Consider the following 22,255-nt stretch of genomic DNA (forward strand, 5'->3'; position numbering starts at 1 on the left):
AAGCGCTTCGTCGCCCTGTGGACAAGCGTCTCCACCGCATCAATCCATGCTATGACGCATCCCCCATGCGTCTTTCCCTGACAACCTGGAACATCAATTCGGTGCGGCTGCGCATCGATCTCGTCGCCAAATTCCTCAAGAGCGCGCGGCCGGACGTGCTGTGCCTCCAGGAGACCAAGTGCATCGACGATGCCTTTCCGCTGAAGCGCTTCAAGCGGCTCGGCTATGAGCACGTCGCGCTGAACGGGCAGAAGGGCTATCACGGCGTCGCCATCGTCTCGAAAATTCCGTTCGAGGCAACCGATATCCGCACCTTCTGCGACAAGATCGATTCACGGCACATCTCGGTGTCGTTCGGCGAGAAGGCGCAGATCGCAAAGCCGCTGGTGCTGCACAATTTCTACGTTCCCGCCGGCGGCGACATTCCCGATCCCGCGCTGAACGAGAAGTTCGACCACAAGCTTCGCTTCCTCGACGAGATGAAGGCGTGCGACCCGCTGCATCCGCGCGGGGAGGATCGCCACATCCTGGTCGGCGATCTCAACGTCGCACCGCACGAGAACGACGTCTGGTCGCACAAGCAGCTGCTGAAGGTGGTCTCGCACACGCCGATCGAAACCGAGAAGCTGCTGGCAGCGCTCTCCGCCGGCGAATGGGTCGACGTCGCGCGCGAGCGCATTCCGCTGTCGGAGAAGGTTTATACGTGGTGGAGCTACCGCGCCGCCGACTGGACCGTCGGCGACCGCGGCCGCAGGCTCGACCACATCTGGGTCTCGCGCGCGCTCAAGGACGCGGTCAGCGACTTCAGCATTCTTCGCGATGCGCGGAGCTGGGAGCGGCCGTCGGACCACGTGCCGGTGACGGTGACGCTGGAGGTCTAATCGTCGCCCTGGCGAAAGCCAGGGCCCATTACCACCAGTCTTCGTTGTTGCACCAGGACGTCGGCAACCGCACCAAGCCACAAGCATTCGGGGTAATGGGTCCTGGCTTTCGCCAGGACGACCGAGTCAGTTATTCAGCTTCGAGCCCGCCATCAAAATATCGCTCGCGATCTGGCTCGACCTTATCGCGAACTCGTCGCGCAGGCGGAGGGCGGCGGCCGGATCGCTCTCCAGCACGCGCTGGAACAGGCTGCGGGCGACGCGGATGACGGAGGAATGCTCCAGCGCGATCGCGCTCGAGGGACGCTTCATCGGCACCACCAGCGCAAGCTCGCCGATCAGGGTACCGGGGCCGGCGATCATCTCGGCACCGGCGCCGTCCTCGACGCGAAAGGCGCCGCGCTGAACCACGAAGCCGGCGTCCGCGTCTTCGCCCTGATTGAAGAGGACATCGCCGCGCACGAAATCGCGCTGCTCGGAGCCGATCGCCAACATGCGCAGCGAGGCGTCTCCCAACAGGCGCAGTGTCGGGACACGCTCGAGCAGCGCTACGTCGTCGTCGATTGACATTCAGGTCCGTGGCTCAAAGGCCCGCGATTTCAAACGATTCGCGGGACGTTCGAGCGTATCACGGCACCAGCTTGTAGCCACCGGCTTCCGTGACCAGGATTTCCGGGTTGGCGGCATCCTTCTCGATCTTCTGGCGCAGACGGTAGATGTGGGTTTCCAGCGTGTGGGTGGTGACGCCGGAATTATAGCCCCAGACCTCCTGGAGCAGCGTCTCGCGCGAGACCGGCATCTGGCCGGCCCGGTAGAGGAAACGCAGGATCGCGGTTTCCTTCTCAGTCAGCCGCACCTTGCGGGCGTTGGCGGCGGTCAGCATCTTGGAGCCCGGGCGGAAGCTGTAGGGCCCGACCGAGAACACCGCGTCTTCGCTCGCTTCGTGCTGACGAAGCTGGGCGCGGATGCGCGCCAGCAGCACCGCGAAGCGGAAGGGCTTTGCCACATAGTCGTTGGCGCCGGATTCCAGGCCCAAAATCGTGTCGGAATCCGTGTCGTGTCCGGTCAGCATGATGATCGGCGCCTTGAAGCCGCCCTTGCGCAGGCTGCGCACCACCTCGCGGCCGTCGGTGTCGGGCAGGCCGACATCCATCAGCACGAGATCGGGGGAATTGGCCTTTGCGGCGCTCGCGCCCTTCGCGCCGGTATCGACGGCGGAGGCCTCGAACTCTTCGTGCAGCGATAATTGCTCCACCAACGTATCGCGCAGATCGGAATCGTCATCCACGATCAGGATCTTGCGGGCATTGGCCATGGGGTCATCCTTTTGGAGTCGAACTCCGACGCGCGCATGCCGCGTGAGAGCTGCGATTGGTAAGTTAGAGGTCGCCGTTATTATTGTTGTTCGTGTTGAAGTAGTGGGCTGTTACCGATTCTCAAGCCAGAACTACTCTAACGCAGAATAGCAGGGCTTTTCGATGAATGTCCTGTAATGAAGCCGACACCGCGCATTCACATGAAACATCAAGATATCTCAATAGCTTACGCCAAGAACAGACCGCTTTCCACGATCCGGGTGAGGGCGTCGGCTGGTAATCCGCGGCGGGGCTGGCTGACCGCCGGACCCCTGACGATTCTCGTGGCGCTCGGCCGCGGCGGCATCCGCGCCAACAAGCGCGAGGGTGACGGCGGCACGCCGAAGGGCAGCTTTCGGCCGCGGCAGCTCTGGTGGCGGGGCGACCGCCACAGGCGGCCACGGACCTTTCTGCCGGTCCGCGCCATTCAGCCTGACGACGCCTGGTGCGAAGATCCAGGCGACCGCCATTACAACCGGCCGATCCGGCGCGGGGTGGGGCAGGGCGGCGACCGGCTGACGCGCGCCGACCGGCTCTACGACTTCATCGTCGAGATCGATCACAACACGCGGCCGCGCATTCCCGGACGCGGCAGCGCGGTGTTTTTGCATCTGGCGCGCGACAATTTCGGGCCGACGGCCGGCTGCGTGTCGATGACGCAAGCGGCGATGCTGCAATTGTTGCGGCGCCTGGGACCAAAGACCAGGATCATCATCGGGTGAGGGACCATGCTCGACGAGAACCAGATCAGGGCTGCCTCGCATATGCTCGCGGGTCATTGGCGCGCCGGCACCAAGGTTGACGTGCTCGAGAGCTCCTTGCGGCCGCAGACGCGCGGCGAGGGCTACGCCATCCAGGCCGCGCTTGAATCCTCTTCAAGCGGCAAGCTGTTCGGCTGGAAGATCGCGGCGACCAGCGAGGCCGGGCAGAAGCACATCAACGTCAGGGGACCGATGGCCGGGCGCATCCTGAGCGACACCGTCATCGCCGATGGTGGCACGGCCTCGATGAGGGGCAACGAGATGCGGGTGGGCGAGCCGGAATTCGCCTTTCGCATGGCGCGCGATCTGCCGCCGCGATCTTCAAGTTATGGCGTCGATGAGGTGCTTGCGGCGGTCGACACGCTGCATCCCGCGATCGAAATTCCGGACTCGCGCTTTTCTGATTTCGTCAGCGCCGGCGAGGCGCAGCTCATCGCCGACAATGCCTGCGCGCATCTGTTCGTGCTCGGGCCGCCGGCGACGGCAAACTGGCGCGCGATGGATCTCGTGGAGCAGCGGCCGGAGATCACGCTGCGTGGCCAGCGCTATGTCGGCCACGGCAAGAACGTGCTCGGCGATCCCCGTGTCGCGCTCGCCTGGCTTGCGAATGAGCTGCGCGCGCTCGGGATCACCCTCAGGGCAGGGGAGGTGGTGACGACGGGCACCTGCCATCCACCGCTGCCGATTCAAGCTGGCGATCACCTCGCCGCAGATTTCGCTGTGCTGGGGAAGGTGTCGGTGAGGTTCGCGTAAGCGCCACCCCATCGTCGTCCTGGCGAAAGCCAGGACCCATACCGCGTGATCTCTGCAAGGGGCAGGACGGTCGTTGCCAGAGTCTTCGCCAAACTTGCTATCGGGGTAATGGGTCCTGGCTTTCGCCAGGACGACCAAAATCAAATACGCCCACGGCTACTACCGATGACCGAAGATCGCCGACCCCACGCGGACATGCGTGGCACCTAGCATGATGGCGGTGGCGAAATCGGCGCTCATGCCCATCGACAGATTCTTCAATCCGTTGCGCGCGGCGATCTTGGCGGTGAGGGCGAAATGCGCGGCCGGCGGCTCGTTCGCCGGCGGGATGCACATCAGGCCGGATATGTTGAGCCGATAGGTGTCGCGGCAGCTTGCGATGAAGGCGTCGGCCTCGCCGGGCGCGACGCCGGCCTTCTGCGGCTCCTCGCCGGTGTTGATCTGGACGAAGAGCTGCGGGTGCCTGTTCTGGGATTCGATTTCCTTGGCTAACGCTTGGCAAATGCTCGGACGGTCGACCGAATGAATGGCGTCGAACAGCGCGACCGCCTCTTTCGCCTTGTTCGACTGCAGTGGCCCGATCAGATGCAGTGCGATATCCGAGTAACTCGAAATTAACGCCGGCCACTTCGCCTTGGCTTCCTGCACGCGATTCTCGCCGAATACGCGCTGTCCGGCCGCGATGACCGGTGTAATTGCATCCGCAGCAAACGTCTTCGACACCGCGATCAGCGTCACCGCGGCGCGCTCGCGCTGCGCGTCCTTGCAGGCGCGCGCGATCTCCTGCTCCACGGCGGCGAACGCATTTGGTGAATGCCCGGTTAGCGGCAAGGCGTTGGCTTCTGTCATGACGTCGCTCGAGACCGTGTCTAACGGAGGTAGTTCCAATTTTACCGAGTTCAAGAAAGGCTTCTTGAACCCTTGGAACTAGGTTGCGCGCGGGGTGGGTAGCACAAATGGCCAACATCAGTCTCAACCGCAAACGCGCGAAACTCAAGCAGGTTCTCGGAATCCGGGCGCGGTTCGCCTTGCTCGCGGTGATTCTGGTGGCACCCTTGATGCTGGAGCGCATCCGTTCACTCGAGGACGCGCGCGCAAAACAGATCGCGCAGGCGACGACCGAGTTCACCACCGTCGCGAGGCACAGCGCGGACGCGCAGCGCGAAGTGATTTCCTCGGTCGAGACGATTCTGAAATCCGAGGCCTTCATCCGCGCTTCCGCCGGCGGCGTCAGCAAGAGCTGCGACGTGCTGCGCGCGAGCCTGCCGGCCAGCCTGCCCTGGATCCGCACGCTGCTGATCGCCGGCCAGGACGGACGCATCCAGTGCTCGACCAACAACATGTATGTCGGCCTCGACTTGAGTGACCGGCCCTATTTCCAGCAGGCGCAGGAGACCGGCCGCTTCGTGCTATCCGATTTCCTGCTGTCAAAACCCTCGCAGACGCCGACCGTGATGGCGGTCTATCCGGTCTCCGCGCTCTCGGGCACCTCCGACGCCGTCGTGCTGGCGACCGTGAACCTCGACTGGATGTCGAAGATCATGAACAATTTGGGTGGCCGCTCCGGCATTTCGGCCGTGCTCGTCGACAGCGCCGGCACGGTGCTGGCCGCGCCCGCCGATCAGTCCAGCTCGGTCGGTCGTCCGCTCGACAATCTGCCGCTGATGTCGGCAATTGCCGACATGGCGCTGCGCTCGGACCAGGACGAGGGATCGCTGTCCTTCATCGCGGTCGACGGCTCGCGCCGCGCGGTCAGCTACATCCGCATCGCCGGCACCAATGCGCGCCTGATCGCCAGCATCGACGAGGACAAGGTTTCCGCCGCGGTCAACCGCGACATCCGCACCGCCTATCTGCAGCTCGCCTTCGTCGTCGTGTTCGTCCTGCTCGGCGCGCTGATCGCGGCCGAGAAGCTGGTGATCAAGCCGATCGAGATGCTGGCCGACATGGCCAAGCGTTTTGGCGAGGGCGACCTGTCGGCCCGCGCCGCGCGCAACCGCCTGCCCGCCGAGTTCGTGCCGCTCGCCCGCGCCTTCAACGCAATGGCAGCCCAACTCGGCCAGCGCGAGCGCGAGCTGATCGCGAGCAACGACCGACTTACTGTCATGGCCTCGATCGACATGCTGTCGGGCCTTGCCAACCGCCGCGGCTTCCAGAGCCGCCTCGATTTCGAATGGATGCGCGCGCAGCAGTACGACAACGACCTGTCGCTGCTGATGATCGACGTCGACCATTTCAAGCTCTTCAACGACACCTATGGCCATCTCGAGGGCGATTCCTGCCTGACCAGGCTCGGCGAGACGCTGTCGGGGATCGCGGCCGACACCATGGGTTTTGCCGCGCGCTATGGCGGCGAGGAGTTTTGTCTCCTGCTGCCGAACACTGATCTGGCCCGCGCCATCGAGATCGGCGAGACCGTGCGTGCCGCGGTGCTGCGGCTGTGCCTGCCGCACATCACCTCGAGCCACATGATCGTCACCGTCTCGATCGGCGTCGCCGCGGCGCGGCCCAGCGAGGCCTTGCGTCCGGGCGATCTGATCGAAGCGGCCGATGCCGCGCTCTACGCCGCCAAACATCGCGGCCGCAACACCGTCGTCGAGCACGGCTTGGTGCAGGACAGCGAAGGCGCCGCGGAGATCGCGATGGCGGGCTGAAACAGCCCCTGCTCAGGCCGTTTTGAAGGCCTTAGACGTTGACCCCACAGCGGTTTTTGTGGCCTAGTCCGCCGTCTTTAGGACGGCCCGAACCCTAGAAAACCGCAACGATTCCATGACCTCCGAACGCTACAACGCCCGCGATTCCGAACCGCGCTGGCAAGCCGCCTGGGACGAAAAGGCGATCTTCGTCTCCCGAAACGACGATTCGCGGCCGAAATACTATGTGCTCGAGATGTTCCCCTACCCGTCCGGGCGCATCCATATCGGCCATGTCCGGAACTATACGCTCGGCGACGTGCTGGCCCGCTTCATGCGCGCCAAGGGTTTCAACGTGCTGCACCCGATGGGCTGGGACGCCTTCGGCCTGCCGGCCGAGAACGCCGCGATCGAGCGCAAGGTCGCGCCGAAAGCCTGGACCTACGACAACATCGCCGCGATGAAGAAGCAGCTTCGCTCGATCGGGCTGTCGCTGGACTGGAGCCGCGAGATCGCGACCTGCGATCCCTCCTACTACAAGCACCAGCAGAAGATGTTCCTGGACTTCCTGCGCGAAGGCCTCGCCGAGCGCGAGAAGCGCAAGGTGAACTGGGACCCCGTCGACATGACCGTGCTCGCCAACGAGCAGGTGATCGACGGCCGTGGCTGGCGTTCGGGCGCCGTCGTCGAACAGCGCGAGATGAACCAGTGGGTCTTCAAGATCACGAAGTACTCGCAGGAGCTGCTCTCAGCACTGGATACGCTCGACCGCTGGCCGGACAAGGTGCGGCTGATGCAGCGCAACTGGATCGGCCGCTCGGAGGGCCTCTTGATCCGTTTCGCGCTGGATCAGGCGACGACGCCTGCCGGTGAGAGCGAGCTGAAGATCTTCACCACGCGCCCGGACACGCTGTTCGGCGCAAAGTTCATGGCGATCTCGGCCGATCATCCGCTGGCGATCGCGGCCGCCGCCAAGAACCCGAAGCTTGCGGAGTTCGTCGCCGAGATCAAGAAGATCGGCACCGCGCAGGAAATCATCGACACCGCCGAGAAGCAGGGCTTTGACACCGGCATCCGCGCGGTCCACCCGTTCGATCCCAGCTGGAAGCTGCCGGTCTATGTCGCGAACTTCGTGCTGATGGAATACGGCACCGGCGCGATCTTCGGCTGCCCGGGCCACGACCAGCGCGACCTCGACTTCGTCAACAAGTACAATCTCGGTGTCACGCCGGTGGTGTGCCCCGAAGGCCAGGATCCGAAGACGTTCGTCATCACGGACACCGCCTATGACGGTGACGGCCGGATGATCAATTCACGCTTTCTCGATGGCATGACCATCGACGCGGCGAAGGAAGAGATCGCAAAGCGCCTGGAAAACGAGATGCGCGGCAACGCGCCCGTCGGCGAGCGGCAGGTGAATTTCCGCCTGCGCGACTGGGGCATTTCGCGCCAGCGCTATTGGGGCTGCCCGATTCCCGTCATCCACTGCCCCAAATGCGACGTCGTGCCGGTGCCGGATTCAGACCTGCCGGTGAAGCTGCCTGATGATGCGACCTTCGACAGGCCGGGCAACGCGCTCGATCATCATCCGACCTGGAAGCACGTCACCTGCCCCAAATGCGGCGGCCACGCTAGCCGCGAAACCGACACCATGGACACCTTCGTGGATTCGTCCTGGTACTTTGCGCGCTTCACCGATCCCTGGAACGAGGCCTCACCGACGACGCCTGCGGTCGCCAACCGGATGCTGCCCGTCGACCAGTATATCGGCGGCGTCGAGCACGCGATCCTGCATCTGCTCTACAGCCGCTTCTTTACCCGCGCGATGAAGGCGACTGGGCATATCGCGCTGGACGAGCCGTTCGCCGGCATGTTCACCCAGGGCATGGTGGTGCACGAGACCTACCAGAAGGCCGACGGCACCTATGTGCAGCCGGTCGAGGTGAAGGTCGAGACAGGTGGCAACGGCCGCCGCGCCACGCTGCTTGCGACCGGCGAAGACATCCAGATCGGCGCGATCGAGAAGATGTCGAAGTCGAAGAAGAACACGGTCGACCCCGACGACATCATCGAGACCTACGGCGCCGACGTCGCGCGCTGGTTCATGCTGTCGGACTCCCCGCCCGACCGCGATGTGATCTGGAGCGACGAGCGCGTCCAGGGCGCCTCGCGCTTCGTGCAGCGGCTGTGGCGGCTGGTGAATGAATCCGCCGAAGCCTCCAAGGGCGCGCCGGCGGCCCGGCCGGCGAGCTTTGGCGCCGATGCGCTGGGCCTGCGCAAGGCCGCCCATGGCGCGCTGGACAAGGTCACGGTCGGAATCGAGCGGCTGCACTTCAACGTTTGCCTCGCCCATATCCGCGAATTCGCCAATAGCCTGTCCGAGGTGCTCCAGCGCCCCGGCCAGCCGGCGGACGACCTCGGCTGGGCGATTCGGGAGGCCGGGACCATCCTGGTCCAGCTGTTCTCCCCGATGATGCCGCACCTGGCCGAGGAGTGCTGGCAGGTGCTGGGCCAGACCGGCTTTGTTTCGGAGGCCTCATGGCCCCAAATCGAACGCGATTTGCTGGTTGAAGACGCCGTGACCCTGGTGGTCCAGGTCAACGGCAAGAAGCGGGGTGAGGTCACGGTTGCAACAGTGGCCCAGAATCCGGAAATCGAGGCTGCCGTTTTGGCGCTCGATGCGGTAAAATTGGCCCTGGACGGCAAGCCCGTCCGCAAGGTGATCATCGTCCCCAAGAGGATCGTGAATGTTGTCGGCTAGGATCCGCATCGCAGCCCGCCTCGTCGCGGTCGCCGCCCTCGCGGCGCTCACGGCCGGCTGCTTCCAGCCGATGTATGCCGAGCATACCGACGGTACTCCGGGATTGCGCGACAAGCTGATGGGGGTGGAACTCCCCCCCGTCGACAAACCCAACGCCTCGCGCGAGGCCAGGGTCGGGGTGGAGATTCGCAACGCCCTCGCCTTCAAGCTTTATGGCACAGCTACGGGCGCACCGCCGACCCATCGCCTGGTGCTGCGATTCTCGACCAGCCGGTCTTCGCTGATCGTCAGCGCTGCGACAGGACTGCCGACCAGCGAGAATTACGGCATCGACGTTCAGTATAATCTGATCGACAACGCGACTGATAAATCGGTAATGACCGGTACCACGTTCTCGCGAGTGTCCTACGACATTCCGGGCTCCTACCAGCGCTTCGCCCGTCAGCGCGCCGTTCGTGATGCGGAAGACCGTGCCGCCAACGAGGTCGCCGAGAACATCTCGACCCGCCTCGCCGCGTTCTTTACCGCCGGCACCTGACGTTCTTGGTCGCGCTGCGCGGAAAAGAGATCGACGCTTTCCTGGCCCGGCCCGATTCGGGCCGCCCGATCATCCTGCTCTATGGCCCCGATGCTGGCCTCGTGCGAGAGCGCGCCGACGCGCTGATCGCATCCGCGGTCGATGATCCCAACGACCCCTTCTCGATGGTCAAGCTCGACGGTGATGAGCTCTCGGCTGAGCCCTCGCGCCTCGTCGACGAAGCCATGACCGTGCCGCTGTTCGGCGGCCGCCGCGCCATCCGCGTGCGCGCCGGCTCACGCAGCTTTGCCAGCGGCGTCGACACGCTGGCCGAGATGAGTGTGAAGGACTGCCGCATCGTGATCGAGGCTGGCGAGCTGCGCCCGGAATCGCCGCTGCGCAAGGCCTGCGAGCGCGCCAAGACGGCGGTCGCGATCGGCTGCTATCCCGACACCGAGCGCGATCTTGCCAAGCTGATGGAGGACGAACTCCGCATCGCCAACTTGCGTATCGCGCAGGACGCGCGCGCCGCGTTGATGTCGTTCCTCGGCGGCGATCGCCAGGCCTCGCGCAACGAGCTGCGCAAGCTGACGCTCTATGCTCACGGCAAGGGCGAGATCACGCTCGACGCCGTGATGGCTGTCGTCGCCGACGCGTCCGAGCTGAAGCTCGATCCGATCGTCGACGGCGCCTTCGCCGGACGCCCCGACATCGTCGAAAGCGAGTTCGCCAAGGCGATGATCGCCGGCACCTATCCCGGCATGATCATCTCGGCCGCGCAGCGCCAGGCGGCGTGGCTGCACAAGTCGGCGCTCACCGTCGCCGAGGGCACGCCGATCTCCGCCGTGCTCGAAGGCGGGTTTCCGCGGCTGCATTTTTCACGAAAGCCCGCAGTCGAAACCGCGCTGCGTAATTTCAGCGTGGCGCGGCTCGCCGGCGTCATCGAGCAGCTCGCAACCGCCGCGCTCGACACCCGCAAGCAACCATCCCTCGCCGCCGCGATCGCCCAGCGCACGCTGATGGCGATCGCCGCGAACGCGAAGCGGCGGGGCTGAGGCTCTACTCTATCTACGAGTCATTGCGAGCGCAGCGAAGCAATCCAGAGTCCCTCCGCGGAAAGATTCTGCATTGCTTCGCTGCGCTCGCAATGACGATGTGGAGGCAGATGCGCGCCAAATGCTCGATGTCATTCCGGGGCACGCGAAGCGTGAACTACGGCGCGCAATTGCGCGCCTGAGAATCTCGCGCCACAATCTCTGGATTCCGGGTTCGCCCTGCGGGCGCCCCGGAACGACGATCGTGGCTTAGAGCGCGCCCTTCGCCAGCCGCTTCATCACCTCGTCGAGCTGCTCGAGGTTGCGGTAGTTGATCTGCACGGAGCCGCCGGGATCGCGGTGGTTGACGGTGACCTTGAGACCGAGCGCGTCGCTGACGCGCTTCTCCAGATCAACCGTATCGGGATCCTTCTCCTTGGCCCCGGCGCGCGCCTTTTGCGGCTTGCGCTCCGGCACGCCCTCCTCGTGCGCCAGCGCTTCGGCCTGGCGCACGTTGAGGCCTTCCTCGACGATGCGCCTGGCGGCGGCGAGCGGATCGGGCACGCCGATCAGCGCGCGGGCGTGGCCGGCGGTCAACTGCCCGGTCGCGATGAAGGCCTGCACCTCCGCCGGCAGCTTCGTCAGCCGCATCATGTTGGCGACGTGGCTGCGGCTCTTGCCGACGACTTTCGCGATGTCGTCCTGGCTGCGTTTGAACTCATTGGCGAGCGCGTGATAGCCCTGTGCCTCTTCCATCGGGTTGAGGTCTTCGCGCTGCACGTTCTCGATGATCGCGAATTCCAGCGCGTCGCTGTCGCTGATGTCGACCGGGACGATCGGCACCTCATGCAGGCCTGCGAGCTGCGAGGCACGCCAGCGCCGCTCGCCGGCGATGATCTCGTAGCGGTCCTGCGAGCCCTTCACCGGTCGCACCACGATCGGCTGGATCACGCCATGCTGCTTGATGGAGTCGCTGAGCTCCTTGAGCTCGGTCTCCGAGAAGGTGCGGCGCGGGTTGCGCGGATTGGCCTTCAAGAATTCGATCGGCACCTTGCGCTGCGCGCGCGGCCGCTCGACATGCGCAGCCTCGCCGCCGACGTCACCGATCAGACTCGCAAGACCCCGGCCCAGTCGCGAACGCGCTTCGTCGGCCATCGCCAGCTCCCTTGGATTCACTTGGCAGCACTCCAGAACTGAATTTCAAAAACTTGTAGGATGGGTAGAGCGAAGCGAAACCCATCTCGCGGGCGACAATGGTGATGATGGGTTTCGCTGCGCTCTACCCATCCTACGGATCAACGTCGCTTCAATGCGTGGTGCGCAGCTCACGCTCGCGCTGGATCACTTCCGTGGCGAGCCGCAAGTACGCTTCGCTGCCGACGCATTTGAGATCGTAGACCAGCACCGGCTTGCCGTAGGACGGCGCCTCGGAGATGCGCACGTTGCGCGGGATCATGGTCTTGTAGACCTTCTCGCCCATGAACTGGCGGACGTCGGCGACGACCTGGTTCGACAAATTGTTGCGCGAGTCGAACATGGTCAGCACGATGCCGTGGATCGATAGATTGGGATTGAGCGTCGAGCGCACCTGCTCGACCGTCTGCAAAAGTTGCGACAGACCTTCGAGCGCGAAGAACTCACATTGCAGCGGCACCAGGATCGCATCGGAGGCCGCCATCGCGTTGACCGTGAGCAGGTTGAGCGAGGGCGGGCAATCGATCAGCACATAGGTGTAGTCGGCATCCGGCGAGACGTTGTTGTTGAGCGAAGAGATCGCATCGCGCAGGCGGAAGGCGCGGCCGGGCGTGGTGCCGAGCTCGAGCTCGAGGCCGGAGAGGTCCATGGTCGAGGGCGCGATGGCCAGCCGGGGCACCGCGGTCGCGACCACCGCTTCGCGCAAGGCCGCTTCGCCAACGAGTACGTCGTAGATCGAGCAGGAGCGATTGCGGCGATCGATGCCGAGACCGGTCGAAGCGTTGCCTTGCGGATCCAGATCGACGATCAGGACGCGCTCACCAATCGCTGCGAGTGCCGTGCCGAGATTAATCGCCGTGGTTGTTTTTCCCACGCCGCCCTTCTGATTCGCGAGCGCCAGGATCCGCGGATGGCCCTGCGGCACCGTCTCGGTATGCTCCTGCTGAGGTTCGTCAATCACGGTCATGCCACTTCCCCACTCGACCCCGGTTTCCGGGCCTCACCCACGCCGCTGGATAGTGTCCAGCTCCACGATCCAACCGTCGCCCGTCCGGCTTTGATGGAGCTTGGGCTGAATAGTCCAATATTTAGCGGCTTCGGTCAATTCAGCCTCTACATCTTGACCCTTGGGAAACAACGCTTTTGCACCGCTGCGAACCAAAGGCTCCGCAAAGCCGATGAGTTGATGTAGCGGAGCCAGCGCGCGCGCGGTGACGCAATTGACCGGGCCGGTGATTCTATCCACATTATCCCCGATCTCGGCGAGATGTACGACCCCCGGCGAACCCGTGACGCGGATGGCCTCGCGCAGGAACGCGGCCTTCTTGGCGATACGTTCAACGAGGTGGACGCTCGCGCCCGGCACCTCCGCCATCACGCAGGCCAGGACCACACCTGGGAAGCCGCCGCCGCTGCCGAGATCAGCCCAGTGCTTCGCTGATGGCGCGAGCGAGACGAGCTGGAGCGAATCAGCGATGTGGCGGGTCCAAAGATGCGGCAGCGTCGAGGGCGCGACCAGATTGGTCTTGGCCTGCCATTCCCGAAGCAGAGCGACGTAGCGATCAAGACGCGCCTCCGTTTCACGTGAAACGGGGGCGAGCTTGAGGGCTGCGGCCTTGTCCGCCGCCAGAGCCGAGTCCAACGCCTGCTCGCCTTGCGATGGCGCCGGCTTCCGGACCCCCTCGCCCGCGTCAGATTGCCGTGATGAGGATTTGCCCCTGGCCGGTCCGCGCTGTTTCACGTGAAACGCCCTAAGCAGTCGCCTTGGAGGTCTTGCGGCGTGCCTCGCGGCGCAGATAGGCCGCCAGGATGCCCAGGGCGGCCGGCGTCATGCCGTCGATCCGGCCCGCTTGCCCGACCGTGAACGGCCGCGCCTTCTCCAGCTTGGCTCGCACCTCGTTGGAGAGCCCGGGCACGAGCTGGTAGTCGACATCGGCCAGCACCAAGCCCTCGTCCCGGCGGAAGGCCTCGACGTCGGCGCTCTGGCGTTCGAGATAGACATCGTACTTGGCGTCGATCTCGAGGTGGGTCGCGATCACGGGGTCAATGGCCGACAGCTCCGGCCAGATCGCGCGGACCTGGCTCCAGCCGACGTCCGGATAGGCCAATAGCTCAAAGGCCGACCGGCGCTGGCCGTCCCTATTCAAGGACAGACCGTGCTTAGCCGCTTCGTTCGGCGTCAGCGTCAGGGATTTTGACAGCGTCTTGGCCGCCCCGAGAGCCGCCATCTTGGCGCGATGGTGCTTGGTCCGGGCGCTGCCGACGCATCCGAGGTCAATGCCCTTCTCGGTCAGGCGCTGGTCGGCATTGTCCGCCCGCAGGGTCAGCCGGTACTCGGCGCGTGAGGTGAACATCCGGTAGGGCTCGGAGATGCCCCGGGTGACGAGATCGTCGATCATCACCCCGAGATAGCCGTCGGCGCGGTCGAACACCGTCAAAGCGGCCCCGCTCGCGGCCAATGCCGCGTTCAGACCGGCGACAATGCCTTGGGCCGCAGCTTCCTCGTATCCCGTGGTGCCGTTGATCTGTCCGGCCAGGAACAGCCCCCGCACCCGCCTGGTCTGGAGGGTCGGATCGAGCTCCCGCGGATCGATATGGTCGTATTCGATGGCGTAGCCCGGCCGGACCATCTTTACCCGCTCGAGACCCGGGATGCTGGCGAGGATCGCGAGCTGGACTTCCTCCGGCAGCGAGGTCGAGATGCCGTTGGGGTAGACGGTCGGATCGTCGAGCCCTTCCGGCTCCAGGAAGATCTGGTGGCCGTCCCGATCGCCAAAGCGGACGATCTTGTCTTCGATCGACGGGCAATAGCGCGGCCCGGTGCTCTTGATCTGGCCGGAGTACATCGGCGAGCGGTGGACGTTGGCCCGGATCACCTCATGGGTCGCAGCCGTGGTGCGGGTGATGCCGCACTGGATCTGCGGGGTCGTGATCCGCTCCGTCATGACCGAGAACGGCTCCGGCGGATCGTCGCCGGGCTGCATCTCCACGGCGGACCAGTCGATCGTCGTGCCATCGAGGCGTGGCGGCGTGCCGGTCTTGAGCCGGCCCAGTGTGAAGCCGGCCTGCTCAAAGGACTTAGACAGACCCATCGCCGGCGCCTCGCCGACGCGGCCGGCTGGCCAGTTCTTCTCACCCAGATGGATCAGGCCGCGCAAAAAGGTGCCGGTGGTGACCACGATGGCCCCTGCCCGGATCGTCCGGCCATCGGCCAGACGGAGCCCTGTGACGCGACCATCCGAGACGATCAGCTCGTCCGCCTCGCCTTCGATCACGCTGAGACCATCGGTCTGTCGGATCGCGGCCTGCATCGCCGCCGCATAGAGCTTGCGGTCGGCCTGGGTCCTGGGACCGCGGACGGCCGGACCCTTGCGACGATTGAGCATCCTGAACTGGATGCCCCCGGCGTCCGCCACCCGGCCCATCAGACCATCGAGCGCGTCGACTTCGCGGACCAGATGGCCCTTGCCGAGTCCGCCAATGGCGGGATTGCAGGACATCGCGCCGATGGTCGAAAACCGATGCGTCACCAGAGCAGTCGCCGCACCCATCCGGGCAGAAGCAGCCGCGGCCTCACAGCCGGCATGGCCGCCGCCAATGACGATGACGTCGAAACTCTCTGGCTCTGTCCGCATGGCCGGACTTCTAGCTCAGGGAGGAAGAAGCCGGAAGTGGAAACTGGGTGAGTGGCTGTTTCACGTGAAACAGGGTCGCTGGGGCAAAGCGGTTTCGCGAAAACAACCCCATGCAAAGTAGAAGGACTAGCGCTCGCGCTGTTTCACGTGAAACAAGTTGGGGCGTGCGGCAGGAAAGGTGTCACGAGGAAGTCATAGCGCCCCACCCACCAGACAATTCGATCGGCAGCGCCACGACACTATAGTCATTGCGAGTGGAGCCAAGCAATCCAGACTATCTACGCGGCGAAAGCCTGGATTACTTCGTCGCAAGGGCTCCTCGCAATGACGAAATTGAGGCCCGCGTCCAAGCTCAGCCGCCATCCCTCCGCGCGACGATGTCAGATCGCCCCCAGGGACCCGCGAAATCCGGGCTACGCCAATCACGGTCGCTCGTGTTTCACGTGAAACACAAGGAGTGGGAACAAGCGATAGTTCTACAATGAAGAACTAGCGCTACTTTCCGATACAGAATTTCTGGAAGATGGCGCCGAGGACGTCTTCGACGTCGACCCGGCCCAGCAATCGGCCGAGTGCGTAAGCGGCGGCGCGAAGCTCCTCCGCGGCGAGCTCCTCGCCTTCACTGAGAAGACCGAGGCTCCGCTCCAATGATTCGGCGGCCTGGCTCAACAGATCGCGCTGCCGGGCGCGGGTGACCAGCGCGCCCTCGCTCGTTCCGAAGAACTCGGCAGCGAACTCCACCAATGCCGCGATCAGCTCGGGCAGTCCCTCGCCGCGCCGCGCCGAGATCGCAAACATCGTGGCGCGCGGGTCAGGCCCAATAGCCTTGTTCGCCTTCGGCCTCAAGGCCGCATGCGAGATCTCCTGCAAAGTCTCCCGCAAGCTCTCTTGCAAGCTCTCTTGGCCAAGGTCGATCTTGTTGCGCACCGTCCAGACCGGCGCGGTCCCGGCCGGCCGGCCCTCCTCGCTTCGATCGGCATCAGCCAGCCACAGCACAAGATCGGCGTCCGCCGCCCGTGCGCGGGCGCGACGCACGCCTTCCTGCTCGACGGGATCGTCGGTCTCGCGAATGCCGGCGGTGTCGATCACAGTCACGGGATAGCCGTCGAGGTCGAGTTGCACCTCGATCACGTCGCGCGTCGTGCCGGCGTGCGGCGAGACGATCGCGACCTCGCGCCGCGCCAGCTGATTGATCAGCGTCGACTTTCCGACGTTCGGCGGCCCGGCGATCGCGACCACGAGGCCATCGCGCAGACGTTCAGCCTGGCCCTGCGCTGCAAGCACTTTTGCGATTTCGTCATGCAGTGCCTTGATCTTCACGCGCGCCGGCGCCAGCAATTCCGCCGATACGTCCCCTTCATCGGAGAAGTCGATGCCGGCCTCGATCAGCGCGGACGACTCGATGATTCGCCCGCGCCAGTCGCGCGCGCGTTCACCAAGCAATCCCTGCAATTGGCGCAGCGCCTGGCGGCGCTGCCGGTCGGTGTCGGCGTGGATGAGATCGTCGAGGCCCTCGGCCTCGGTAAGATCGAGCTTGCCGTTCTCGAAGGCACGGCGGGTGAACTCGCCTGGATCGGCCGCGCGCACATTCTGATTATCAGAAATCGCTGCGAACAGCGCTGCCAGCACCGCCCGGCCGCCGTGAACGTGGAATTCGGCGACGTCCTCGCCGGTCGCGCTCGCAGGCCCCGGAAACCAGAGCACCACGGCATCATCGATCGCCTGGCCGGTCGCATCGCGCAGCAGCACCCGATGTGCGAGCCGCGGCTTCGGCAACGTCCCAGCTAGCCTCGTCAGGACCTGGCTGGACTCTGCGCCCGAGACGCGAACGATCGCGATGGCGCTTGGTGGCCGCCCTGACGACAGCGCGAAAATGGTCTGGTCCCGCGGATGCATGACCTATTTGTCCGCGCGCCCGTCAAAACGCAATTCTCGTTTTTTGGGTCTGTTCGCGAGCTTGCCGGGCATTCCTGGCGGAGCAAGTGCTGCGTGCTGCGGCGCAATATGAAGCGCAGCATTTTGCTGCATGTTTTTGGTTCCAGCAGACCCAGAGCCAATGGCAAGAATAAAATTATATAGCAATATCAATTAATTATAAAAATATTAACTCAGTGAGCCAGATTCACATTTTGCTGCACGGTCGCGCAGCAACGCTGCAGCAAAAACGCAAAAGGGCGCCCACCGGCGCCCCTCGCGAAAATTGCTGTAACCCGGCTCAGGTGTTCATCGAATCGAAGAACTCGGCATTGCTCTTGGTCGAGCGCAGCTTGTCGAGCAGGAAGTCGATCGCGTCCATCGTGCCCATCGGGTTGAGGATGCGGCGGAGCACGTACATCTTCTTGAGCACCTGCGGATCGGTGATGAGCTCCTCCTTGCGGGTGCCCGAGCGCGAGATGTCGATCGCCGGGAAAGTGCGCTTGTCCGAGACCTTGCGGTCGAGGATCAGCTCCGAGTTACCTGTGCCCTTGAACTCTTCGAAGATGACTTCGTCCATGCGGCTGCCGGTATCGACCAGCGCGGTCGCAATGATCGTCAGCGAGCCGCCCTCCTCGATGTTGCGCGCGGCACCGAAGAAACGCTTGGGGCGCTGCAGCGCGTTGGCGTCGACGCCGCCGGTCAGCACCTTGCCGGATGACGGCACCACCGTATTGTAGGCGCGACCCAGGCGCGTGATCGAGTCGAGCAGGATCACGACGTCGCGGCCATGCTCGACCAGGCGCTTGGCCTTTTCGATCACCATCTCGGCGACCTGGACGTGACGCACCGCCGGCTCGTCGAAGGTTGACGAGACGACCTCGCCCTTCACCGAGCGCTGCATGTCCGTGACTTCTTCCGGACGTTCGTCGATCAGAAGCACGATCAGATAGCAATCCGGGTGATTCGCGGTGATCGAGTGCGCGATGTTCTGCATCAGCACGGTCTTACCGGTGCGCGGCGGCGCAACGATCAAGGCGCGCTGGCCCTTGCCGATGGGAGCGACGATGTCGATCACGCGCGCGGAGAGATCCTTTCGCGTCGGATCGTCGATTTCCATGCGGAAACGCTGATTCGGAAACAGCGGCGTGAGGTTGTCGAAATTGACCTTGTGCTTGGCCTTTTCCGGGTCCTCGAAATTCAGCGTGTTGACCTTGAGCAGCGCGAAATAGCGCTCGCCCTCCTTCGGGCTGCGAATATGGCCCTCGATGGTGTCACCGGTCCGCAGGCCGAAGCGGCGGATCTGCGACGGCGAGACGTAGATGTCGTCCGGTCCCGGCAGATAATTGGCGTCCGGCGAACGCAGGAAGCCGAAGCCGTCGGAGAGCACCTCGACGACGCCCTCGCCGACGATGTCGGTCTCAGCGAGCGAAAGCTGCTTGAGGATGGCGAACAACAGCTCCTGCTTGCGCATGGTGCTGGCATTCTCGACCCCATTCTCTTCCGCGAACGAGACCAGTTCGGCCGGGGTCTTGGACTTGAGGTCTTGGAGTTTGATTTCCCGCATTGGGGTGGTCCTGTGGGGTAACCTTGGAAGGGGGGTGCGAGGAGGCTTCGAAAATGCGGACGCGAGCAGGTAAGGTCCGCAGGTCTAGCAAGGTGAGTGCCGGTGAGGCTTCAAACCTGATGCGGCGCCCGGCTTTCGAAGAAGCTCGGACACAACCACATCCGCCTGCGTTGGGTGGGGATAGGGACAATATAGAAAATCGCTTGGCCCTCCGCAAGCCGAAGCGCTGAGCGCTGCCCCTCGAACTTTGCCTAGAACGGCTTCACGATCACCATGATCACGATGAAGATCATCAGGACCGTCGGCACCTCATTGATAATACGATAGAATTTCTGGGTTCGTGGACGCCGGTCGGCAGCGAAATCCTTACACCAGCGGGAAAAAAAGCCGTGGACCGCGGACAACACCAGCACCAGTGCCAGTTTTACATGCAACCAGGGCGAGGTGAACCAATGGCCGGACCACGCGAGATAGAGCCCGGCGAGCCAGGTCACGATCATCGCGGGGTTGATGATCGCCTTGAGAAGCCGGCGTTCCATCACCTTGAAGGTTTCCGACTGCTTTGAGCCGATCTCGGCCTCGCAGTGATAAACGAACAGCCGCGGCAGATAGAGCATGCCCGCCATCCAGGAGATGACGGCGATCACATGCAGCGCCTTGATCCAGGGGTAGAGCTCGTCGAGCATTTCCAACGTCCGAATTTGCATCCAGCGTTCCGATCGCTGGGGATAGTAAGAACTCGTTAAGTTCTCTCGGCGCACACATATCCGTCCGTAGTGCCCTTCTCAAATCTAGAATCTTAGATTCTTAAGGTTTGAGTCTGAATGACGGTGGATTGGACTCACGCAATGCTATCAGGCGCATTGCGGGCGCTTGTACACATCCATCAACATATCCCGCGCGATCCCGGCGAACGCGGATAATTCATCCATCTTCAAAGACTTGTGAGAAATTATCGGTAGCTTATGAAGCGGCTTGCCGGTGCTGTCCCGCTTCCCCTTCGCCTGTCCTCCGGACTTGTCCTTCCGGGCAGTGGTGTGAAGAAACTTGGCCGTTATCCCGCCCGTCCTGTCGCACAACCCTTTCCGAGGGGTTAAGCTCCACAGAAATTCACAAACCACTCAGCCTTCATCCCAAGCCCTCAAAGAGATTTCGTGCCGACCTCCAACAATTATTTCCATCTCCATCTGGTTTCCGACTCCACCGGTGAGACCCTGATCACCGTGGCGCGCGCGGTCGCCGCGCAATACGCCAACGTCACGCCGGTCGAGCACGTCTATCCGCTGGTGCGCAGCCAGAAGCAGCTCGATCGCGTGCTCGACGAGATCGAGGAGGCGCCGGGGATCGTGCTGTTCACGCTGCTGGAGAAGGATCTGGTCTCCCGGCTCGAGGACAAGTGCAAGCAAATCAATGTTCCGAGCCTGTCGATCATCGGCCCGGTGATGCAATTGTTCGAGGCCTATCTCGGCGCGGCAACGACGGGCCGTGTCGGCGCCCAGCACGTGCTCAATGCGGAATATTTCAAGCGCATCGACGCCCTGAACTACACGATGATGCATGACGATGGTCAGCACGTTGATGGCCTGGAAGAAGCCGACGTCGTCCTCGTCGGCGTGTCGCGGACGTCGAAGACGCCGACCTCGATCTATCTCGCCAATCGCGGCATCCGCACCGCCAACGTGCCGCTGGTGCCGGGCATTCCGGTGCCCTCGCAATTGGAGACCCTGACCCGGCCGCTGGTGGTGAGCCTGCATGCGACGCCGGAGCGGCTGATCCAGGTCCGTCAGAACCGGCTTTTGACGATGGGCGCCGATACCAGCAGCGACACCTATATCGACAAGCAGGCTGTGGCGGATGAAGTCGCCTTCGCCCGCAAGCTCAGCGCCAAGCACAATTGGCCGTTGCTCGAGGTGACGCGCCGCTCGATCGAGGAAACGGCGGCGGCGATCATGAAGCTCTATACCGACCGGCAACGCAACCGTCCCTCGGACTAGGCCGTCTATGTCCCTCTGGCGCGGCAAAGCTCCACTGATCCTGGCCTCGCAAAGCCAGGCGCGAAAAATGTTGCTGGCCAATGCCGGCCTCGCGTTCGAAGCGAGACCTGCCGATATTGATGAGCGCGGCGTGCAGGAAGCCTCGGAGCTGTCCAGCCCGCGCGAGATCGCGCTGCTTCTGGCGCGCGAAAAGGCGAAGGCAGTATCTGCTCAATGTCCCGGCTGTTACGTCATCGGTGCCGATCAGACCTTGGCGCTTGGCGAGCACCTGTTCACAAAGCCGTCCGGCCGGGCTCAGGCAATGGCGCAACTGCGCGATCTCGCCGGCCGCGCGCATGAGCTGCACTCCGCGGTCGCCGTGGCGCGCGACACCGCTGTCCTGTTTGAGGATGTTTCGGTCGCTCGCATGACCATGCGACAAATGACTGAGGTTGAGCTCTCCGCCTATCTCGATGCCGCCGGCGATAATGTCACTACCAGCGTCGGCGCCTATCAGCTCGAAAGCCTCGGAGTTCATCTGTTCGAGAAAATCGAGGGCGATCATTTCACCATCCTCGGCCTGCCGCTGTTGCCGCTGCTTGCGTTCCTGCGGCACGAGCGTCTAGTTGCTGACTGAACCGACAAATGGCTGCGACCTGATGCTGATCCTCGGACTGACCGGCTCGATCGGGATGGGCAAATCCACCACCGCGAATCTGTTCGCGGAGGCTGGTGTCCCCGTCTACGACGCCGATGCCGCCGTCCATCAACTCTATGAGGGCGAGGCGGCTCCCGCGATCGAAGCTGCCTTTCCCGGCACCACAGGGAACGGCAAGGTCGACCGTGCAAAGCTGTCGGCGCGGGTGGTCGGCGATGCCGCGGCGATGAAGCAGCTCGAGCAGATCGTCCATCCGATGCTCGGCGCCTCGCGCGCGCGGTTTTTCGCGGATGCCGAGGCCAGGAAGGCGCCCGTCGTCGTGCTGGACATCCCGCTGCTGTTTGAGACCGGCGGCGAGAAGCGCGTCGATGCGGTCGTCGTGGTCACGACCTCACCAGAACTTCAGCGCGAGCGCGTGCTGGCGCGCGGCACCATGGATGCCGAAAAACTCGACGCCATCATCGCCAAGCAGACGCCCGATGCCGAGAAGCGCAAGCGGGCCGATTTCGTGGTGGATACCTCGCACGGGCTCGATCCCGTGCGTGCACAGATCAAGCACATCCTGGCCGAGGTCGTTAAGATGCCGCAGCGGCGAAGCTGATTCGCTCATCTGACCGGC

At 63.8% G+C, this 22,255-nt stretch carries 20 protein-coding genes; 10 read left to right on the plus strand and 10 right to left on the minus strand.

Annotated features, from left to right (window positions below):
• Positions 1–65 precede the first annotated feature (65 nt).
• Positions 66–881 carry an exodeoxyribonuclease III gene (locus YUU_RS0126450; protein WP_027525089.1) on the plus strand — a complete coding sequence of 272 codons (816 nt, stop codon included), beginning with the start codon at positions 66–68 and terminating at the stop codon, positions 879–881.
• 126 nt (positions 882–1,007) lie between these two features.
• On the opposite strand, the gene YUU_RS0126455 is transcribed toward YUU_RS0126450, so the two are convergent.
• Both YUU_RS0126455 and YUU_RS0126460 read right to left on the minus strand, forming a co-directional pair.
• Complete coding sequence (locus YUU_RS0126455) at positions 1,008–1,451, minus strand: cyclic nucleotide-binding domain-containing protein (RefSeq protein ID WP_027525090.1); 444 nt, start codon at positions 1,449–1,451, stop codon at positions 1,008–1,010.
• 58 nt (positions 1,452–1,509) lie between these two features.
• Positions 1,510–2,196, minus strand: coding sequence for a response regulator transcription factor (locus tag YUU_RS0126460; RefSeq protein WP_027525091.1), 687 nt, complete (start codon positions 2,194–2,196; stop codon positions 1,510–1,512).
• A gap of 201 nt (positions 2,197–2,397) precedes the next feature.
• On the opposite strand from YUU_RS0126460, the gene YUU_RS0126465 reads away from it, so the two are divergent.
• Together YUU_RS0126465 and YUU_RS0126470 are read left to right on the plus strand one after the other, a co-directional pair.
• A complete protein-coding gene (locus YUU_RS0126465) occupies positions 2,398–2,958 on the plus strand; it encodes a L,D-transpeptidase (RefSeq protein ID WP_027525092.1) in 561 nt (186 codons plus the stop codon).
• Positions 2,959–2,964: 6 nt separating this feature from the next.
• On the plus strand, positions 2,965–3,750 hold the full coding sequence (locus YUU_RS0126470) for a 2-keto-4-pentenoate hydratase (RefSeq protein WP_027525093.1): 786 nt from the start codon (positions 2,965–2,967) through the stop codon (positions 3,748–3,750).
• 159 nt (positions 3,751–3,909) lie between these two features.
• Here YUU_RS0126470 and YUU_RS0126475 read toward each other — a convergent pair whose 3' ends face one another.
• Positions 3,910–4,599, minus strand: coding sequence for a YggS family pyridoxal phosphate-dependent enzyme (locus YUU_RS0126475; protein WP_027525094.1), 690 nt, complete (start codon positions 4,597–4,599; stop codon positions 3,910–3,912).
• Between the two features lie 107 nt (positions 4,600–4,706).
• On the opposite strand from YUU_RS0126475, the gene YUU_RS0126480 reads away from it, so the two are divergent.
• The 4 genes from YUU_RS0126480 to holA all read left to right on the plus strand — a co-directional run bounded on the left by YUU_RS0126480 (position 4,707) and on the right by holA (position 10,716).
• Positions 4,707–6,404 carry a diguanylate cyclase domain-containing protein gene (locus tag YUU_RS0126480; protein ID WP_027525095.1) on the plus strand — a complete coding sequence of 566 codons (1,698 nt, stop codon included), beginning with the start codon at positions 4,707–4,709 and terminating at the stop codon, positions 6,402–6,404.
• 115 nt (positions 6,405–6,519) lie between these two features.
• Entirely contained in the window at positions 6,520–9,144 is a 2,625-nt protein-coding gene (gene leuS / locus YUU_RS0126485) for a leucine--tRNA ligase (RefSeq protein ID WP_027525096.1), read from the plus strand.
• Positions 9,131–9,682, plus strand: coding sequence for an LPS assembly lipoprotein LptE (gene lptE, locus YUU_RS0126490; RefSeq protein ID WP_027525097.1), 552 nt, complete (start codon positions 9,131–9,133; stop codon positions 9,680–9,682). The genes leuS and lptE overlap by 14 nt, the downstream gene beginning before the upstream one ends.
• Before the next feature lie 5 nt (positions 9,683–9,687).
• A complete protein-coding gene (gene holA / locus YUU_RS0126495; RefSeq protein WP_027525098.1) occupies positions 9,688–10,716 on the plus strand; it encodes a DNA polymerase III subunit delta in 1,029 nt (342 codons plus the stop codon).
• A gap of 249 nt (positions 10,717–10,965) precedes the next feature.
• Here holA and YUU_RS0126500 read toward each other — a convergent pair whose 3' ends face one another.
• From YUU_RS0126500 to hemJ, 7 genes are all read right to left on the minus strand, one after another.
• A complete protein-coding gene (locus tag YUU_RS0126500; protein WP_027525099.1) occupies positions 10,966–11,850 on the minus strand; it encodes a ParB/RepB/Spo0J family partition protein in 885 nt (294 codons plus the stop codon).
• A 151-nt stretch (positions 11,851–12,001) separates the two neighbouring features.
• Positions 12,002–12,856 carry a ParA family protein gene (locus YUU_RS0126505; RefSeq protein WP_027525100.1) on the minus strand — a complete coding sequence of 285 codons (855 nt, stop codon included), beginning with the start codon at positions 12,854–12,856 and terminating at the stop codon, positions 12,002–12,004.
• Positions 12,857–12,889: 33 nt separating this feature from the next.
• On the minus strand, positions 12,890–13,531 hold the full coding sequence (gene rsmG, locus YUU_RS0126510) for a 16S rRNA (guanine(527)-N(7))-methyltransferase RsmG (protein WP_245288103.1): 642 nt from the start codon (positions 13,529–13,531) through the stop codon (positions 12,890–12,892).
• A gap of 109 nt (positions 13,532–13,640) precedes the next feature.
• Positions 13,641–15,524 (minus strand): tRNA uridine-5-carboxymethylaminomethyl(34) synthesis enzyme MnmG, encoded by a 1,884-nt coding sequence (gene mnmG, locus YUU_RS0126515; RefSeq protein ID WP_027525102.1) that lies wholly within the window; start codon positions 15,522–15,524, stop codon positions 13,641–13,643.
• Between the two features lie 495 nt (positions 15,525–16,019).
• Positions 16,020–17,420, minus strand: coding sequence for a tRNA uridine-5-carboxymethylaminomethyl(34) synthesis GTPase MnmE (gene mnmE / locus YUU_RS0126520; RefSeq protein ID WP_027525103.1), 1,401 nt, complete (start codon positions 17,418–17,420; stop codon positions 16,020–16,022).
• A gap of 319 nt (positions 17,421–17,739) precedes the next feature.
• On the minus strand, positions 17,740–19,005 hold the full coding sequence (rho, locus tag YUU_RS0126525; RefSeq protein ID WP_027525104.1) for a transcription termination factor Rho: 1,266 nt from the start codon (positions 19,003–19,005) through the stop codon (positions 17,740–17,742).
• A 251-nt stretch (positions 19,006–19,256) separates the two neighbouring features.
• The gene (gene hemJ, locus YUU_RS0126530) at positions 19,257–19,712 is read right to left on the minus strand and encodes a protoporphyrinogen oxidase HemJ (protein ID WP_371260505.1); all 456 of its coding nucleotides are present in this window, start codon (positions 19,710–19,712) and stop codon (positions 19,257–19,259) included.
• 447 nt (positions 19,713–20,159) lie between these two features.
• Between hemJ and YUU_RS0126540 the strand changes: the two genes are divergently transcribed.
• The 3 genes from YUU_RS0126540 to coaE are packed head-to-tail and all read left to right on the plus strand — an operon-like array spanning position 20,160 to position 22,237.
• Entirely contained in the window at positions 20,160–20,999 is an 840-nt protein-coding gene (locus YUU_RS0126540) for a pyruvate, water dikinase regulatory protein (RefSeq protein WP_027525107.1), read from the plus strand.
• Positions 21,000–21,006: 7 nt separating this feature from the next.
• Entirely contained in the window at positions 21,007–21,615 is a 609-nt protein-coding gene (locus YUU_RS0126545) for a nucleoside triphosphate pyrophosphatase (protein WP_027525108.1), read from the plus strand.
• Between the two features lie 22 nt (positions 21,616–21,637).
• Positions 21,638–22,237, plus strand: a complete 600-nt coding sequence (coaE, locus tag YUU_RS0126550) for a dephospho-CoA kinase (RefSeq protein WP_027525109.1) — start codon at positions 21,638–21,640, stop codon at positions 22,235–22,237.
• Positions 22,238–22,255 lie beyond the last annotated feature (18 nt).

Source organism: Bradyrhizobium sp. Ec3.3, from assembly GCF_000472925.1.
Taxonomy (GTDB): domain Bacteria; phylum Pseudomonadota; class Alphaproteobacteria; order Rhizobiales; family Xanthobacteraceae; genus Bradyrhizobium.